15 protein-coding genes and 1 tRNA gene are annotated in these 19154 nt (G+C 31.3%); 11 read left to right on the top strand and 5 right to left on the bottom strand.

Annotated elements, in window-relative coordinates; all coding sequences use genetic code 11:
• Positions 1–7 precede the first annotated feature (7 nt).
• Positions 8–607, top strand: a complete 600-nt coding sequence (locus ACFQ5N_RS05600) for a hypothetical protein (protein WP_386808477.1) — start codon at positions 8–10, stop codon at positions 605–607.
• A 7-nt stretch (positions 608–614) separates the two neighbouring features.
• Here the strand turns inward: ACFQ5N_RS05600 and arfB are convergent, their stop codons facing one another.
• The 5 genes from arfB to ACFQ5N_RS05625 are packed head-to-tail and all read right to left on the bottom strand — an operon-like array spanning position 615 to position 3547.
• The gene (gene arfB, locus ACFQ5N_RS05605; protein WP_386808479.1) at positions 615–1016 is read right to left on the bottom strand and encodes an alternative ribosome rescue aminoacyl-tRNA hydrolase ArfB; all 402 of its coding nucleotides are present in this window, start codon (positions 1014–1016) and stop codon (positions 615–617) included.
• Positions 1006–1614: an AAA family ATPase gene (locus ACFQ5N_RS05610; protein WP_386808481.1), complete on the bottom strand. Its 609-nt coding sequence runs from the start codon at positions 1612–1614 to the stop codon at positions 1006–1008. The genes arfB and ACFQ5N_RS05610 overlap by 11 nt, the downstream gene beginning before the upstream one ends.
• Positions 1578–2207 carry a nicotinamide riboside transporter PnuC gene (gene pnuC, locus ACFQ5N_RS05615; RefSeq protein ID WP_386808483.1) on the bottom strand — a complete coding sequence of 210 codons (630 nt, stop codon included), beginning with the start codon at positions 2205–2207 and terminating at the stop codon, positions 1578–1580. The genes ACFQ5N_RS05610 and pnuC overlap by 37 nt, the downstream gene beginning before the upstream one ends.
• Positions 2200–2916: a geranylgeranylglyceryl/heptaprenylglyceryl phosphate synthase gene (locus ACFQ5N_RS05620; RefSeq protein ID WP_386808485.1), complete on the bottom strand. Its 717-nt coding sequence runs from the start codon at positions 2914–2916 to the stop codon at positions 2200–2202. The genes pnuC and ACFQ5N_RS05620 overlap by 8 nt, the downstream gene beginning before the upstream one ends.
• The gene (locus tag ACFQ5N_RS05625) at positions 2909–3547 is read right to left on the bottom strand and encodes a 4'-phosphopantetheinyl transferase family protein (RefSeq protein WP_386808487.1); all 639 of its coding nucleotides are present in this window, start codon (positions 3545–3547) and stop codon (positions 2909–2911) included. Before ACFQ5N_RS05625 ends, ACFQ5N_RS05620 begins: the two co-directional genes overlap by 8 nt.
• 87 nt (positions 3548–3634) lie before the next feature.
• On the opposite strand from ACFQ5N_RS05625, the gene ahcY reads away from it, so the two are divergent.
• The 10 genes from ahcY (at position 3635) to ACFQ5N_RS05675 (ending at position 19060) form a co-directional block, all read left to right on the top strand.
• A complete protein-coding gene (gene ahcY, locus ACFQ5N_RS05630) occupies positions 3635–4951 on the top strand; it encodes an adenosylhomocysteinase (RefSeq protein ID WP_386808489.1) in 1317 nt (438 codons plus the stop codon).
• An 82-nt stretch (positions 4952–5033) separates the two neighbouring features.
• Positions 5034–5107: transfer RNA gene (locus tag ACFQ5N_RS05635), tRNA-Ala, on the top strand.
• 83 nt (positions 5108–5190) lie between these two features.
• Complete coding sequence (locus ACFQ5N_RS05640) at positions 5191–5592, top strand: hotdog domain-containing protein (RefSeq protein WP_386808491.1); 402 nt, start codon at positions 5191–5193, stop codon at positions 5590–5592.
• 173 nt (positions 5593–5765) lie between these two features.
• On the top strand, positions 5766–8513 hold the full coding sequence (locus ACFQ5N_RS05645) for a helix-turn-helix and ligand-binding sensor domain-containing protein (protein ID WP_386808493.1): 2748 nt from the start codon (positions 5766–5768) through the stop codon (positions 8511–8513).
• A 276-nt stretch (positions 8514–8789) separates the two neighbouring features.
• On the top strand, positions 8790–12002 hold the full coding sequence (locus tag ACFQ5N_RS05650; protein ID WP_386808494.1) for a SusC/RagA family TonB-linked outer membrane protein: 3213 nt from the start codon (positions 8790–8792) through the stop codon (positions 12000–12002).
• A 20-nt stretch (positions 12003–12022) separates the two neighbouring features.
• Positions 12023–13729 carry a RagB/SusD family nutrient uptake outer membrane protein gene (locus tag ACFQ5N_RS05655; RefSeq protein WP_386808496.1) on the top strand — a complete coding sequence of 569 codons (1707 nt, stop codon included), beginning with the start codon at positions 12023–12025 and terminating at the stop codon, positions 13727–13729.
• A 28-nt stretch (positions 13730–13757) separates the two neighbouring features.
• Positions 13758–14555 (top strand): hypothetical protein, encoded by a 798-nt coding sequence (locus tag ACFQ5N_RS05660; protein WP_386808498.1) that lies wholly within the window; start codon positions 13758–13760, stop codon positions 14553–14555.
• A gap of 123 nt (positions 14556–14678) precedes the next feature.
• Positions 14679–15803, top strand: a complete 1125-nt coding sequence (locus tag ACFQ5N_RS05665; RefSeq protein WP_386808500.1) for a glycoside hydrolase family 16 protein — start codon at positions 14679–14681, stop codon at positions 15801–15803.
• A gap of 268 nt (positions 15804–16071) precedes the next feature.
• Positions 16072–17499, top strand: a complete 1428-nt coding sequence (locus tag ACFQ5N_RS05670; protein ID WP_386808501.1) for a glycoside hydrolase family 30 protein — start codon at positions 16072–16074, stop codon at positions 17497–17499.
• Between the two features lie 25 nt (positions 17500–17524).
• A complete protein-coding gene (locus ACFQ5N_RS05675) occupies positions 17525–19060 on the top strand; it encodes a sugar porter family MFS transporter (protein ID WP_386808502.1) in 1536 nt (511 codons plus the stop codon).
• The last annotated feature ends 94 nt before the right edge of the window (positions 19061–19154 follow it).

Consider the following 19154-nt stretch of genomic DNA (forward strand, 5'->3'; position numbering starts at 1 on the left):
AGGAAGTATGGAATTAGATGAATTGAGAAACGAATGGCAGCAAATGTCAATAGAATTAGACAAACAAAAAATATTAACCGACAAATTAATTATAGATATGACACAAGAAAAATACAACAATAAATTAAAATCAATTTCAATTCCTGAAACTATTGGTACGCTTGTATGCTTTGCAGCTGCTATTTATATTTTTGCAAATTTTGACACTTTAGATACTTGGTATTTACAAGTAAGCGGACTTTTTACTGCATTGTTTTGTATTGTTTTACCAATGCTTTCTTTAAGGTCTATTTTTGGAATGCAAAAAATTAATATTTCAACAAATAACTACAAGCAATCATTAGAAAAATTTGCAAAAAGTAAAAAACAATTTGTTTGGATTCAAAAAGTAAGTTTTTATTTAAGTTTTATTTTAGTAATTGTTTCGTTACCTGTTTCAGCCAAATTTATGAATGGGAAAGATTTGTTTTTAGAATCAAAAGTTTGGTTATGGTACGTTCCTTTTGGGTTTGCGTTTCTTTACTTTTTTTCAAAATGGGTATTTAAACACTATAAAAGAACAACAGATTCAGCTGAAGATTTATTAAAAGAATTAGATATTTCTTAATACATTTTTACAATTCAGGCTTTCTTCGGAAAGCCTTTTTTACCGCTGTTTTTTTCTTTTTATCTAATCTTTTTAAAATGCTAGATTTACTTGGTTTGGTTGCTTTTCGTTTTTTAGGAACTTTTAACCCGTTTGTAATAAGTTTTAGAAATCGCTCAATAACTAGCTCTTTATTTGTATGCTGACTTCTACTTTCATCACATTGTAATAACAATAAACCTTCTTTGGATAGTTTTGACTGAAGGTTTTTTTGTAAAAGTTCTTTTTCTTCAAAAGTTAAGCCATTTGAATTTTCAACATTAAAACTTAAAACCACTTTAGAAGAAACTTTGTTTACGTGTTGACCGCCAGCACCACTACTTCTTATAGCTTTAAATTGTAATTCTTGTATAATGGTTTTAATGTCCAAACTCGCTTATTCTGTTATGATTTAGTAGCGACTCATTAAGCTCTAACAATGCATCAATTTTTTGAGTAGCCGCTTTTAATCGCGTATTTAAATCTCCTTTTAATAAAAGGTAAGGTTTTTTGTGTGTTATTAATGCTTGTTCAAAAGTATCAAACATTTCTTTTCGTTTATCAGGATTTTCTCTAATATCATCAGCTTCCCAAGGCGTATCAATATACGTTAAAAGATACAAGTCATATTTATTTGATAAAGCAGCTTTTTTTAAATCTGCATCAATACTTTTTTCGTAATAATTTTCAAAATAAACCACAGTTTCTAGTAAATCTGTATCGCAAATTTGAAGTTTATCGGCTTTTTTTGCCAATTCATTTTCCAATTTTATTTGCCCATAAGCTATTGGTAATTGGTCACTACCATCGCACAGTTTACGTTCATTATTCCACTTGTCTTGCAAATATTCACGGGCATATTCTTGTACCCAAACCGTATTGTAATGGCGTGCAAGCATTCTTGAAATTGTTGTTTTTCCTGTGCTTTCAGGACCAAAAAGTACAACTTTTATTAAGTCGCTTGGTTGTTGCTTAAGATTTTTTTCCATGATAAATAACCTGCTATTGCAATTATTGTAAATATAAGGTATTGAAAGCTGGTAAATGTAAATCCTTTATAAAAATACAATGGAGCTGAAATAATATCTCCAATAATCCAGTAAATCCAGTTTTCTATTTTTCTTTTTGCCATTAACCACATTCCCACAAAAAATATGGCAGTTGTAAGGGTATCTACATAGGCAACCCAACTTGTCCATTTGTCAAAATACTTGTAAACAATAAATACAAATAGTAAAGTTGCTATAAATATATAAATTGAAGTAATTTTTTCTTTGGTTGTAGTTTTAGATATTGGCGTGTGGTGCGATGCATCTACTTTTCTTGTCCAAATATACCAGCCATACACACTCATTATAAAATAGTAGGCGTTAATCATCATATCGCCCAATAATTCCCATTTTAGTAATAAGTATACAAAAATAAGTGTGCTAATCATTCCTGTTGGAAATACCCAAATTTTATTCTTTTTGGAATACCAAACGGATAGAAAGCCAAAAATTACAGCTGTAATTTCAAGTACAATGTCTATTGTTTCATAAGCGCTGTATTGTCCAAAAAGTGTTTGTATTATATCATTCATTATTAAAATTATTATTTTCAAAAGCAGTACCAATTACTACTAAATCGGCTCCGTTTTTATATGCATTGTTTAATTGTTCTGTTGATTTTATTCCGCCACCAACTATGAGTGGAATAGATATATTTTTTTTTACTTCTGAAATTAGTTTATAATTTACAGCTTGTTTTGCTCCGCTTCCGGCTTCTAAATAAATTAGTTGTTTGCCTTTGTACATTCCGGCAACAGCTGTAGCTACGGCTAATTCAATATTTTCTTGTGGAATAGGAGTGGTTTTACTCACTTTTAAAACCGAAGAATTTGTGCCGCCATCAATCAAAATATAGCCTGTTGGAATAATTTCTAGCGTTGAATTTTTTAAAAAAGGAACTGCTTTTATTTGCTGCTCAATTAAATATTCTGGGTTTCTACCAGACAGCAGCGATAAAAACAATAAACCATTGGCGTAATTGGTTACTTGCGAATAATCACCAGGAAATAAAACTATAGGAATTGTTGTGTTTTCTCTTAGTTTTTTTACAAAGCTGGCCGTAACTCCATCTTCAACAAAACTTCCACCTACAAAAATAAAATCAGCCTTTAGTTTTTCTATTCTTTTTACAATGAAAGAAATTTCATTTGGACTGCTTTTATCAGGGTCTAATAAAATTGCCAATAATTTTTCTCCTTTTTTTGAGGCGCTTTGTATTAGGTTTAAAAGAGGTTTAGTCATTGTTAGTTGGGTCTAAAGCGTATACCAATGTAAAGTTTTCTAGTTGTTCAAAGTAAATATTGTAATGTTTGTTCCAACCTTTTACCTTTATAAAACCCGTTGTTTTTTTATCTGAAATTTGAAAAGAATCAATATCAATATCATTTTTAAAAGTTAAGCCGCCGTGCGGATAAATTTTATATAAACTTTCTTTTGCTCCCCAAATAACGGTTAATTGTTGAATGTAATCATCATCTTGGTGAATAAAACCACGTTCAAAATTGACAAACTTGTTTTGAATTATTCTTATTTTTTCGCGATTCTTTTCAATATCAATTCCAACTTCAATATCACTAATAATTATCGCCGAAAATGTAAAAGAATGGGTAATTGAAATGTGTTTTTCATCTTTTAAATGAGGTTTCCCATTACCGTTGTAATACAAATCAAAATCACTATAACCAGCTTCTTTCAATAAATGGCGAACACTTAAAAAACCACGTTGATGTAATTTAGATTTCATAGATTGAATTCTATTTTTACTTCTTTCAGTTAAAAGCATATCTTTAGAAAGTGTATCAAAAGACTCTTCAATTTTCCACACATAAATAGTAGTGTGATTATTTGGTTTAATGGTTTTAAATAAAGGCATTTAGTTTCTCAAATGTATTTTGTACTTTTGCAAAATATTAAAACAATGCTAACTAGTTGTTTTAAATAAAAAACAAATTTAAGAAATATGAGTACAGAAACATCAACATACGTAAAATATAAAGTAAAAGACATCAATCTTGCTGATTGGGGACGTAAAGAAATTGAATTAGCCGAAGCTGAAATGCCAGGTTTAATGAGTTTAAGAGAAGAGTATAAAGGACAAAAGCCTTTAGCTGGAGCAAGAATTGCGGGTTGTTTGCATATGACAATTCAAACAGCAGTTTTAATTGAAACTTTGGTTGATTTAGGTGCTGAGGTTACTTGGAGCTCTTGTAATATTTTCTCTACTCAAGATCAAGCAGCTGCTGCAATTGCTGCTGCAGGAGTATCAGTATACGCTTGGAAAGATATGACTGAAGAAGAATTTGATTGGTGTATTGAGCAAACATTATTCTTTGGAGAAGATAAAAAACCATTGAACTTAATTTTAGATGATGGTGGAGATTTAACAAATATGGTGTTAGATAAATACCCTGAATTAGCTGCTGGAATTAATGGTTTAAGTGAAGAAACTACAACAGGTGTGCATCGTTTGTATGACAGAATGAAAGCTGGAACATTACCAATGCCTGCAATTAATGTGAACGATTCTGTAACAAAATCTAAATTTGATAATAAATACGGATGTAGAGAAAGTGCAGTTGATGCAATACGTAGAGCTACAGATATTATGTTAGCTGGTAAAAGAGTTATTGTTTGTGGTTATGGTGATGTTGGTAAAGGAACTGCAGCTTCATTTAGAGGAACAGGTGCTATTGTAACAATTACTGAAATTGATCCAATTTGTGCTTTACAAGCGGCTATGGATGGTTTTGAAGTAAAACGTTTAGATTCAGTTGTTGAAAAAGCTGATATTGTAATTACAACTACAGGAAATAAAGACATTGTACAGTCTAAGCATTTTGAGAAAATGAAAGACAAAACTATTGTTTGTAACATTGGACATTTTGATAATGAAATTGATATGGCCTGGTTAAACCAAAACTATGGTTCAACTAAAGTTGAAATTAAACCACAAGTTGATAAATATACGATTGGAGAAAATGAAATTCTTGTGTTGGCTGAAGGTCGTTTAGTAAACTTAGGTTGTGCAACAGGTCACCCAAGTTTTGTTATGAGTAATTCATTTACAAACCAAACATTAGCACAATTAGAACTTTGGAATAATCGTGATGCTTACGAAAACAAAGTGTACATGTTACCAAAGCATTTAGATGAAAAAGTAGCGCGTTTACACTTAAATAAAATAGGCGTAGAGTTAGAAACGTTGCGTGAAGATCAAGCAGAATACATTGGTGTAAAAGTTGAAGGGCCATTTAAACCTGAATATTATAGATATTAATTTACAGCAATTTTTAAATATAAAAAGCTTCATTACTTATTGGTAGTGAAGCTTTTTTAGTACATTTGATATTGAAATTGTTGGGGATGTAGCTCAGCTGGCTAGAGTGCTTGACTGGCAGTCAAGAGGTCGTGGGTTCGACTCCCATCTTCTCCACATAAAAACTATGAACCGTAAACCACTTGTTTATGGTTTTTTTAATATTCAAATAATAAGTATTGTAAATTAGCTTAAAAATTATGGGAGAAATTCGTCAAAACACACATTTACTAACATCTAAAAAGTTGGTAGGATCAGTAGTAACTATTAAAGAAGGTGCTGCTGAAGTAAGTTTAAAAATCACCAAAGAAATGATTGTAGATGATTATTTACTTGTTCATGGTGGTTTTGTTTTTGGATTGGCAGATTATGCTGCTATGGTGGCAATAAATGAACCAACTGTAGTTTTAGGAAAAGCCGAGGTAAAATTTATAAAACCAGTAATTGAAACTGATGAATTAACTGCAATTGCAAACGTAACAGATAACTCAAATGGTAAAAAAGTAATGGTGTCTGTAAATGTTTTCAATGCAAAAAAAGAAGTGGTTTTTGAAGGTGTTTTTGTGTGCTTTGTGTTAGAAAAACATATTTTAGAAAAATAAACTTTTTAGGTAAAAAGAATAAGAACTTTTTTAATTAGAGTTCATATATATTTGAAGTCTACTTCTTGTATAGATGCTTTAATTTTAAAATTGTTGTAATATTGTATAAACAATACTTTTTGAAATTGCAGAAACAATTATATTTTTTATTTATTTTTTTGGTTTCCTTCTTTATGAAGGCACAAGAATTGCCTCCCATTAAAAATTTCACTCCTAACATGTACGGAGCTGAAAATCAAAATTGGGCCATTTCACAATCTGCACAAGATTATATTTATGTAGCTAATAATTCTGGTTTGTTAGAGTATAATGGAGCAGATTGGAAGCTATACCCTTCACCAAATAGTACCGTTTTAAGATCAGTAAATGTTATTGGATCTAAAATTTATACAGGGTGTTATATGGAGTTTGGGTATTGGGAAAAAGATAAATTCGGAAAGTTAATTTACCAGTCTTTAAGTGATCTTATTAAAGATAAACTGGTTGAAGAAGATTTTTGGAATATTATAGAGTTTGAATCTTTTGTTTTATTTCAATCTTTACAGCGAATTTATATTTATGACACTAATAAGAAATCCTTTAACATTATTAATTCAGAAGTTTCTTTACCTAAAATTTTTGAAGTAGATGGAAGTATTTATTTTCAGAAAATAGGAGAGGGAGTTTTTAAAATTGAAAATGGAGTTCCTGTTTTAATTTCTAATAATCCTATTTTAAAAACAAATATTATAGTTGGTGTTTACTTTATTAATAATACGCTGTGTCTTCAAACACAGGATTTAGGAATTTTTAAGCTAGTAAATAATTCGATTGTTAAATGGAATATTTTAGCAAACAAATATTTAGAAGACTTAAGTGTTTATAGTAGTATTCAATTAAAAGACGGTTCTCTTGTTTTGGGAACAATATCCGATGGAATTTTTCATTTAAATCAAAACGGAGATGTTTTATCTTCAATAAATCAAGGAAAAGGTTTAAATAATAATACGGTTCTTGCATTGTATGAAGATAAAGATCAAAATATTTGGGTTGGTTTAGATAATGGCGTAAGTGTTATAAATTTTAATTCCCCGTTTAGCGTTTTTAGCGATTTTAATGGCGATTTAGGTTCTGTTTATACATCAGCAGTTTTTCAAGAAAATTTGTATTTAGGAACCAATCAAGGGTTGTTTTATAAAAAGCTAAATTCAAATGGTGAATTTAAGTTTATTGAAGGCACTAAAGGGCAAGTTTGGTGTTTAAAAGTGATTGATGAAACTTTATTTTGTGGTCATAATTCAGGTACTTTTATTGTGAATAATAATAAAGTAAAGTTAATTGCCAACATAATGGGAACTTGGAATATTAAGCCCATTAAAAATACCAAATTGTTGTTGCAGGGAAATTATAACGGATTAAGCGTTCTTGAAAAAAACGAAAATGGTTGGGCGTATAGAAACACCTTAAAAGGATATACAATTTCTAGCCGTTTTTTTGAGTTTGTAAACCCACATCAAATTTTTGTAAATCATGAGGCTACAGGTGTATTAAATCTTGAGATTGATGCTAATTACGAGCGTGTTTTAAATTATGAGGTAATAAGTAGCGCTCCCAAAAGTGTAAAGTCTAGTATAGCTACTTATAATAATAAATTATTTTACGCGTCAAATTCAGGGGTTTTTGAATATAGTAAAAGTGAAGATAAATTTTTAAAAGATACTTTTTTAACTGAAAGTTTAGCAATTGATACAGAGTATATTTCAGGAAAGTTAATTGTAGATACCCAAACAAATACATTGTGGGGTTTTACAAAAAAGAATATCGTTTATTTTTCACCTGGAAAATTAGATAGTGACCTTAGAGCACATAAATTTTCATTACCTGCTGAATTAAGAAATTTTTTACCTGGATTTGAAAGTTTATCGCATATAACTGATGAAATGTATTTATTTGGTACTTCTCATGGATATGTAAAATTAGATTCAGATAAATTAAGTGAAGATAGTTTTAGTGTCGCAATAAATTCTATTCAAAAAAGTGTGTTAGATAATAAAAAAAATGACGTGCTTCTTAATGAAAAAGGTGAATTTGAATCTTTTGAAAATAACATGTTTTTTGAATTTAGTGTGCCTGAGTATAATAAGTTTTTTGAAGTCAATTATCAATATCAACTAATTGGTATGTACGATGATTGGAGTGGTTGGTCAAGCACTTCAACAGCTTCTTTTGAAAATTTACCTTATGGAGATTATACTTTCAATGTGAAATCACAAATTGGAAATAGAGTTTCAGAGAACGTAGCTACCTTTTCTTTTACCATTTTACGACCTTGGTATCTTTCAAATAAAATGATTGTGGTGTACATGCTGTTATTTATTAGTTTATTGTTTTTAACTCATTCTATTTATAAGTATAAATTTAATAAGCAAAAAAAATTATTGCTAGCAAAAAAGCAAAGTGAATTTGCCTTTAGTCAATTAGAAAGTGATAAAGTAATTATGAAATTGAAAAATGAAAAATTACAAGATGAAATTGAAGGTAAAACAAGAGAACTGTCACTATCAACAATGAGTATTGTTAAAAAGAATGAAATTTTAAATAAAATTAAGAATGAATTGGAGTTGTTAAATAATGATAGTTTAAAACCTGTTATTAGAATAATTAATAAGGATCTTAAAAATACAGGTGATTGGGAAATGTTCCAAGAAGCCTTTAATAATGCTGATAGCGATTTCCTTAAAAAAGTTAAAAATGTACACCCATCACTTACTCCAAATGATTTGCGTTTATGTGCGTACTTAAGATTGAATTTATCCTCTAAAGAAATAGCTCCTTTGTTAAATATTTCGGTGCGTAGTGTTGAGATAAAAAGGTACCGATTAAGAAAAAAAATGGAATTGCAGCATGAAAAGAGTCTTGTTGCTTATATTTTAGAGTTGTAGCCCTACAACAATAATTAATTTTACCACAACATTACCACAACATTTAGATAACTTTAACGTAATATCCCTGTTTTTATTAACTTTTTTTAACAATTAATTAAGAAGAGTTAAGCCCAAGTATTTATTGAGTTTTTACGATTTATTATGCGTAATTAACTCGTTAATATGCTAAATTACCTCTCTGTTTTTAGGTTTTGTATGTTTTTTGTATAGGTTGGTTTTAAGATTTCTTTAACTTTTAAACTTACTTTTATGTAAATCAAAATTAATTAATATATGAAACCACTTTTATTATCAATTTTTTTATGTTTTGTAAGTATAGGAATATACGCTCAAAATAATGAAATTAGAGGAACTGTTTCGGATCGGGACGGTACCCCTTTACCAGGAGTATCTATTGTTGTAAAAAATACAACAAAAGGAATTACAACAGACTTTGAGGGTAATTTTGTATTACCAGAAGTAAAAACAGGAGAAACATTAGTATTCTCATACCTTGGTTTTATTACCAAAGATGTTGTTGTAAGTAATTTTAATGCATTGAATGTTGTACTTAATGAAGACACTCAAAGTTTAGAGGAAGTCGTAGTTGTTGGGTATGGTGTTCAAAAGAAAGCTTTAGTAACAGGAGCAAGTGTAAATGTAAAAGGTGAAGATATTGCAGCATTAAACACAGGAACTGCAATGCAAGCTTTACAAGGAACTACTGCAGGTGTGAGTATTACTAGAGATAATGGTTCTCCAGGTGCAGGTACAAGAGTAACTATTCGTGGACTAGGTACCGTAGGTAATTCAGACCCTTTATATATTGTTGACGGTGTTGCCGTTGGTAATATTGATTATTTGAGTTCTTCAGATATTGAGTCAATTGATGTATTAAAAGATGCCGCTTCTGCCGCTATTTACGGATCTCGTGCTGCTAACGGTGTTGTTTTAGTTACAACTATAAAAGGTCGTAAAGGAAAACCTGCTACTGTTACCTTTGACAGCTATTACGGAATGCAAAATATTTACAAAAACTTAGATCCATTAAATGCACAAGAGTATATGTACATTATGGATGAAGGTCGTGTAAATGATGGTTTAGCACCAAATGATTGGGAAGCAAACCTTAAAAATAATGCTTGGTTAAGTACAAACTTCCCAGGATTAGATGAAGCATATGGGCAAGAAATTTGGGACAATCTTCAAAACGGTTGGGAAGGAACAAACTGGATTGATGAAATGACAAGTGAAGACGCTCCAATTCAAAATTACGCGTTAAACATTACCGGTGGTAGTGAAGATATTGTGTATTCTATGGGTGCATCTTATTTTGATCAAAAAGGTGTTATTGGTGGAGATATTACTGATGCAGGATATAAAAGATTAACACTTAGATTAAACACTGAGTTTACGTTATTTAAAAATGATGAACATAGCATTGTTACTGTAGGTGAAAACTTAACTTATACAAATGAAGAGAATAGAAGTGTTGCAACAGGTAATATTTATTACAATGATTTGCACAATGCTTTGGTACAAAATCCATTAATGCCTGCTTACTGGCAAACATCTATTGACAGTAATATAAATGAATTTGGTTTTTCTCCAACATTAGAAGGAATTGGAGGAAATCAACACAACCCTTTAGCTGTAATGTATAACAGAAGCAATTACAATTATGGAAAAGGAAATAAAATTATTGGAAATGTATATGTTGAAATTCAACCAATCAAAGATTTAAAATTTAGATCTTCTTATGGTATTGATTCTTGGTTTGGTCATAACAGATCAATGACACCAACTTATAGTTTAGGAACACTTTATACAAATGCAACTAACGGAACTTCTCAAAGTCAATATTTTGGAAACAATTGGACTTGGACAAATACAGCTTCTTATAGAAAACAAATTGGGGATCACGAAATAGAAGCCTTAATTGGTACTGAATTATTACAAAACCAAATCAACAATGAGGTTGGTGGTTCAAAAAGTAATTTATTATTTCCAGGAGATTTTGATTATGCATACTTAAACAATACAGAAAGCCCTAGTTCAGTTAGTGATATTAGTACTTGGGGTGCTGACTGGTCTGCCGGAGGTGGAGGTTTAATGTCGTATATGGCAAGAGCTCAATACAACTATAAAGAAAAATATATGTTCTCAGCAACTGTTCGTATGGATGGTTCATCAAATTTTGCTGAAGGAAACAGATGGGGTACTTTTCCATCATTTTCTGCAGGTTGGGTAATGTCTGAAGAAGACTTTATGTCAGATGTTGATGTTATTGACTTTGCAAAATTAAGAGGAAGTTGGGGACAAAACGGAAATCAATCAATTGATAATTTCATTTACTCATCACAAATTGCATACGTATTCCCAGGATATTTCTTTGGAGATACAAAACCAGTTTCAGGAACTACCGCTTATCCTGAAAAAGTTGTTAACCCAGATGTTACTTGGGAAACTTCAGAACAATTAAATATTGGTTTTGATGTAAGAATGTTAGAATCTAGATTAGGAGTTACATTTGATTGGTATCAAAAAACAACAAAAGATTGGTTATTAGAAGCTCCAATTTTAGGAACTTCAGGTGCAGGTGCTCCTTATGTTAATGGTGGAGATATTGAAAACAAAGGTGTTGAATTGGTATTAAGTTGGAACGATGAAATCAACGATTTTAAATACGGTATTACAGCAACAGGTGCTCACAACAAAAACACGGTAACACGTATTGATAATACTGATGGTGTTATTCAAGGTGAAAGCTCTATTCTTTCTCAAGGTACTGCATATATTTCAAGAGTAGAAGTAGGACAACCAATTGGATTCTTTTATGGATATGAAACTGATGGAATTTTACAAAATCAAGATGAAGTTGATGCTTATGTAACACCAAATGGTGATCCTTACTTTTCAGATCAACGTCCTGGAGATGTTCGTTTTGTAGATCAAAACCAAGATGGTACAATTGATGAGTTAGATAAAACCTATTTAGGAGATCCAAACCCAGATTTTGAAATGGGACTTCAATTAAATTTCTCTTACAAAGGTGTTTATGCAAACGCTACTTTGTCTGGTAAATTTGGAATGCAAGTAATGCAATCTTATCGATCTTTTGCTGATAATTTTACGCAAAACTACACTTCAAGTGTATTTGATCGTTGGCATGGAGAAGGTACTTCTAACACAATGCCTCGTTTAAGTTCAACTTCACATAGAAACACAAATTACATTTCTGATATCTTTATGCAAGATGCAGATTATGTAAGAATTAACAATTTAACTGTAGGATATGAATTTGGTCAAATACTTGAAAATTTACCTATTTCAAAACTAAAGTTTTATATGGCAATAAGCAACTTACATACTTTTACAAAGTATGATGGAATGGATCCTGATGTAAGATATAGTGGTAACGATAATACTACTTGGGCTTCAGGTGTTGACCTAGGACTATATCCTCAAACAAGAAATGTAATGTTTGGATTTAGTGTTGAATTTTAATTTAAAATAAAAAGAAAAGAATGAAAAAATTAATATATTTTTTAGCTTTCACTGCTATGGTTTCTTTAACCAGTTGTGAAGATAAATTAGACACTGAAAACCTTTATGGTAAAAGTTTAGAGAGTTACTATAAAACTCCTACTGATATTGAAGAAGCTATTGCTGGTGTTTACAATGCAATTTATACACCAGGTGTACATAGTAACGAATCTGTAGCTGCAAACTTAATGTCTGATATGATGTTAGGTGGTGGTGGACCAGATGATAAATCTGCAAAATGGGTTGATAACTTTGAAGACCCTTCAGAAGATACATATCGTGATATGTGGACACAAAGTTACAATGGAATTTCTAGAGCAAATGCTATTATTGAAAAAACTGAAGCAACTGATTTTACTTCGTTTTTTGATTCTCCTGAAGAAGCATTAGATTTTAAAGAACAAACTATTGGTGAAGCATACTTTATGCGTGCATTCTTTTTCTTTAGATTGGCCAAATTTTTTGGAGGAGTTCCTTTAATTGTTACAATTGATACACCTAGAGATATTGCTAGAGCTACTTATTCTGAAGTATATGCACAAATTGCATCTGATTTATTAGTTGCTATTGATAGAATGCCTGATACGTCTTTTCCAAGTATTCCAACATCTAGTTATGGACATGCAAATAAATGGGTTGCTGAAGCATATTTAGCACGTGTTTACTTATACTATACTGGTTATATGACAAACATTGAAGGGCAAGCTACGTCTGAACTTCCTTTAAATGATGGTACTTCTTTAAGCGCAAGTGACGTTACTGCTTATTTAAATGATTGTATTGCAAATAGCGGTCACCAATTAACACCAGATTTTAGAAACTTATGGCCTTATTCTTACGTAAATCAAAGTGCTGGTTCTACCGTGTTACCTTGGGCTGAAACTGAAGGATTATCTTGGGTAGGTCAAGATGGTGTAAATCCAACTTTTGGTACAGGAAATTACGAAACTATGTTTGTACAACGTTACTCTTTTGGAGATTGGGGTTGGAGCAATGGAAATAGCTACACAAATAGATTGGCATTGTTTACAGGTATTAGAGGAAACTCTTTAGTTCCTTTTGGTGAAGGTTGGGGATGGTGCCCAATTAATCCAACTTTATGGAATTCTTGGGATGACGCTGATCCTAGAAAACAAGGTTCTATTCTTGAATTAGGAAATGCAGATCAAGGAACAGGAGATTATGAAGCTGACAAAGGTGATCACGAAACAGGATATTTTAATAAAAAATATGTTGGTATTCAACATCCAAATGAGTCTGGAGCTACTGAAGGTATGTTTATTCAATTATACGATTGGGGAAATTCAGATATGCAATTAATGCACGCACAAGATTTTATCTTTATGCGTTATGCCGATGTTTTATTAATGCATTCTGAAATTTCAGAAACTGCTGATGGATTAAATGCAGTGAGAGATAGAGCTGGATTAGATCCTGTTGGATATTCTTTAGATGCAATTAAAGAAGAGCGTTTACACGAATTTTCTTTTGAAGGTTTACGTTGGTTTGATATTGTACGTTGGGGAGATGTAGATACTGCCTTTAACGGAACAATTAATGTAAGTAACTCTGGAATTCCAGCAATTTACACAGCAAATTATAGATCTGAAACAAAAGGATTAGTTCCAATTCCAGAAACGGAAGTAAGACTTTCTAATGGTGTTTATGAGCAAAACCCAGGTTGGTAAAATTAATTTAAATTTAAAACATTAAGATATGAATATTAATAAAATAAAGAATCTATGTTTGGTTTCTATAGCGCTAATGTTTGCAGCTTGTGAATCAACAATAGATGAGCAATATTTGAGTAATACTACTGATGTAGATGGAGTTGAATTAATTGCAACTCAAAGTACAGTAGGAGGAAACGAAATTACGTTGCAAATGGCAACACCAGGTATAACAGGTTATTGGGATTATAATTTAGGACAAGCTTTAACAGATAAGTTAACCTTTATTTATCCAATACCAGGTAAATCTACATTTACGTATACAGGAACTTTAGGTGCTGAATTTTTCACTAAAACTATTGATGTACAAATTGATCAATTAGACCATGAATTAGATCAAGATTGGTATGATTTGGTAGGTGATGATACAGTTGCTGGTAAAACTTGGGTGTTTGACGGTTCTGGTGGAGATAACGGATTGTGGTGGTTTATGTCTGCCCCAGGAAGTACAGACAATGCTTGGAGCTTATGGTGGAATGCTGGTGGTACTTGTTGTCCGCCAAGTGATGTAAATGGAAAAATGCGTTTTGATTTAGATGGTGCTGCAAACTTTACACATTATAATGATGATTCTTCTGACCCAGAATCTGGTGGTTTTGTATTAGATGTTGCAAATCAAATGTTAATGGTAAGTGGAGCACCTTTGTTAGGTCATGATGCCGGTAACGCTGATGGTGTTTATGAGATTGTTACTTTAGAAGAAGATAAGATGGTTCTGTATTTAAGTAACAGTGAAACTTATGGAACAGGTTGGACATTTGTGTTTGTACCTGAAGCAATGTAAAATCATTTAGTAAGACAATTAAAATTAGAGGAAGGTGCTTTAATTTTAAAGAAAACAATAAAGAAGAGGGCAAATACTACCCTCTTCTTTAATAAATAATGCCTTATTTTAAGTTATATAATTATGGGAAACTACATTAAATTCAATAAAAATTTAGCAATATTAGGCTTGTTTTTAGTAGCTCTTCTTTCTTGTACAAGTAGTGAAGATTCGGAGCCTTATGTACCTACACCAACTGAAACAGAAACAATACTTCCAACCAATTTAACTTTAGATATAACCATAGTTGGAGAAGATACAGACAATCCAAATGGAGATGGAGCCGGAGTTGTGAAATTCGTTGCTCAAGCAACCGATGCTGTTAAATACGAAATTAGTTTTGGAGACGGGACTACCGTCACTAATACTACAGGAAGTGCAGAGTACACTTATACAGATAGAGGCACAAATAATTATACTGTAAGTGTGTATGCATATTCTAAAACCAACGATTATATAAGTACTTTTAAACAAATTAAAATTCTGGTTGCTAGACCACCGTTTGATAACTTAGTTTTTTCAGATGAATTTGATGTTGACGGAAGTCCTGATGATACAAAATGGGGATATAATATTGGTACTGGTGACAACGGCTGGGGAAACGGAGAAAAACAATATTATACAGATAGAAGTGAGAATGTAATTGTAGAAAATGGATTTTTGAAAATTAAAGCCATAAAAGAAAACTATGAGGGTTCATCATATACTTCTGCTCGTTTATTAACACAAGGAAAATTTGATTTCACCTATGGTAAAGTTGAAGTAAGAGCAAAATTACCTTTTGGTGAAGGTACGTGGCCTGCTATTTGGATGTTAGGTTCAAATATAAGCACTGTAGGTTGGCCTGCTTGTGGTGAAATTGATATAATGGAACATTGGGGACACAATCAAAATGTGGTGCAAAGTGCTTTACACACAACTTCTAGTTCTGGAAATACAGTTAATCACGGTTCGCAAACAATTGATGATGTTTCTACAGCATTTCATATTTATACCGTAGAATGGGATGATCAAGAAATAGTTTTTGCGGTTGATGGAGTTGTTCATTATACCTACAGTCCTTCTTCAAAAAATAGCGATAACTGGCCATATACAGCCAATCAGTTTATAATTTTAAATGTAGCAATGGGAAGTACTTGGGTTGACATTGATCCAAATTTTGAAACTTCATCTATGGAAATTGATTATGTAAGAGTGTATCAAGAATAATTTTTTTAATAATTAATTTGGTGATTATTAATTTTTGGCAGCCATTTTTTAAACCATAAAAAGATGGCTGTTTTTTAAAATTATACAAAGTCATAATAAATGATTATATGAATGACAAAATAGTACAATAACTTCTTAAAGTGTTAAATTACTTTTGAATAGGTAGATTAATAAACCTTTTATATTCATAAATATGTATCAAAAAATATCCTTTCGCAATATTTCTTTTTTATTCATGATTACTTGTTTTTTGGCAAGTTGCTCGCAAATGAATCAAACAGAAAATAAAGAAGTAGTAAATTCTTTAGAGGAAGCTACTTCATTAAAAATTTCAGAAACTGCTGTGTATACAACATCAGCATCAAGTGATGTAAAGTTGCAATTAACAAATGCAAATATTGCGTTTTCAGATTTTAAACAACCTTTAGAAACTGAAGCATCAATTTTTGTGAACTCCACAAGATTGCATCAAACATTTGTTGGTATTGGTGCGGCATTAACAGATGCTTCTGCAGAAACATTTTATAAGTTATCCAAAGATCAACAAGATCTTTTTATGGAAGCTTATTATAGTATTGATAAAGGAATTGGATATTCTTTAGCTAGAACAATTATTCATAGTTGTGATTTTTCATCTGCTAGTTACACATATATTGAAGAAGGTGATACTAAATTAAAAACATTTAGCATTGAACATGACAAGCAATTTAGAATACCTTTTACAAAATTGGCAATTGCTGCTGCTGGAGGTGAGCTTACTATGTTTGCAAGTCCTTGGAGCCCTCCTGCATTTATGAAAACTAATAATAATATGCTACAAGGCGGCAAGTTAAAACCTGAATTTTACCAACCTTGGGCAAATTATTATGCAAAATTTATTAAAGCTTACGAAAAAGAAGGTATTCCAATTTGGGGATTGTCTATTCAAAATGAACCAATGGCAAAACAAATTTGGGAATCTTGTATTTATACTGCTGAAGAAGAACGCGATTTTTTAAAAAACTATTTAGGGCCAACACTTGAAAAAGAAGGTTTAGGAGATAAAAACATAATTGTTTGGGATCATAACCGCGATTTATTATTTGAAAGAGCAAATGTAATTTTAAGTGACCCTGAAGCCAATAAATATGTTTGGGGAACAGGTTTTCATTGGTATGAAGATTGGAAAGATGGTAGCCCTATGTACAAAAATGTGGCTGCTGTAGATGATGCTTATCCTGATAAAAAATTAATTTTTACTGAAGGTTGTAATGAAAAATATGAACTAAGTAGAATTAAAGATCCAAAATTAGCAGAGCGTTATGGAAAAGCAATGATTCATGATTTTAACAATGGAACCGTAGCTTGGACAGACTGGAATATTTTATTAGACCAAACAGGAGGTCCAAACCACGTAGGAAATTTATGCTTTGCGCCAGTTCACGGAAATACACAAACCGGAGAATTAACGTTCACAAATTCTTACTATTACATTGGACATTTTTCAAAATTTATTCGCCCTGGAGCTAAAAGACTTTCTACAGGAACCACAGCAAATCATTTAAGTGCCACGTCTTTTTTAAACAAAGATGGAAGCATAGTAGTTGTTGCGTTAAATGATAGTGATAATGAAATTAATTATATGCTTTCATTAAATACAAAAACTACAAATTTAAATATGCCAGCACACTCAATTCAAACAATTGTAATCAATTAAATAATAAAATTATAGAGTATTAATTATGTCAAAAAAAATAATATTTATTGCATTTGTTGTTTCCTTAGGAGGCTTTTTATTTGGTTTTGATGCCGGAATTATTTCAGGTGTTATGTCTTATGCCGGTCCAGAGTTTAATTTAAGCGATGGGCAAACAGGTTGGGTAGTTAGTTCACCTTCATTTGCAGCAATGATTGCAATGTTAGTTTCTGGTAGATTAAGCGATGTGATTGGAAGAAAAAAAATATTAATAGCTGTGGCATTTTTGTATGCTGTTTCAGCATTGGCTTCTGCTTTTGCTGAGTCATATGAAATGCTATACATTGCAAGAATGATAGGTGGTTTAGCCTTTGGTGCAGCACTTATTTTGGCACCAACCTATATTGCTGAAATTTCTTCAGCAGAGAATAGAGGGAAATTGGTTTCTATTCAACAATTAAATATTGTGCTTGGATTTTTTGCAGCTTTTTTAAGTAATTATTACTTCAATATTTTAAATACTTCAGGCGAATCATTTTTAACAGATGAAAATGTTTGGCGATGGATGTTAGGTGTAGAATTTGTGCCAGCTATATTGTATTTTATTTTCATGATTTTTGTTCCTAAAAGTCCGCGTTGGTTGTATTCAAAAGGAAATATTGCCGAAGCTAAAAAAGTATTAAAAAGCTTGTATGGTGAAAAGTTGGCAAATATTGAAATTGAAGCCATTGAAGCAAATGTAAAAGAAGAAACAAGTAAAGAAAAGGTTGCCATTGTTGAGTTATTAAAACCATCATTACGATTTATATTAATGGTTGGACTAGTACTAGGAATATTGCAGCAAATTACAGGAATTAATGCTGTTTATTTTTACGCAACTTCTATTTTTAAACAAACAGGTATAGGAACTGATGCTGCTTTTGCTTCAGGTATTTTGTTAAGCCTTACCACCGTTTTTTTTACCATAATTGCCATTTTTTTAATTGATAAAATGGGAAGACGCCCACTTTTAATTGTTGGTATGGCAGGAATTGCTATAAGTTTATTAGTGTGCGCTTATGGTTTTAATGAAGCTACTTATGAGCTTTCTTCAGAAAAAATAGTTCAGTTTGAAAATTTTGACAATACTAAATTAGTTCCTTTTGCCAATAAAAAATATAGCAATGATTTAGATTTTAAAAATGATATGAAATCTGCTCTTGGAAACCAAGTATATGCAAAAAATGAAGGAGCCATTTTAGAAGCTGCTACAACCATAAACGCTACGTTGGTTTTAGTAGGTATTTTGGGCTTTATAGCTTGTTTTGCTTTTTCACTAGGACCTGTAATGTGGGTAATGCTATCAGAATTATATCCTGTAAAATATAGAGGCCTTGCAATTGGCGTAATTGGCTTTGTAAATTCTTTTGTAAGCTGGTTGGTACAACAAGTATTTCCGTGGGAATTGTCAAACCTTGGAAACGCCATGAGTTTTTTAATTTTTGGATTAATTGCTTTAGGAGGTTTCTTTTTCCTATTGAAAATTTTACCAGAAACAAAAGGAAAATCTTTAGAACAAATTGAATTAGAGTTTGTGAAATAACAACAATTAAAAAAAATAATACAATGCGAAACATATTTATAATACCACTATTTTTTTGTTTGTCAATTTTAATTGGATGTACTAATAATTTAAA

The organism is Lutibacter holmesii, from assembly GCF_042679665.1.
GTDB lineage: Bacteria > Bacteroidota > Bacteroidia > Flavobacteriales > Flavobacteriaceae > Lutibacter > Lutibacter holmesii.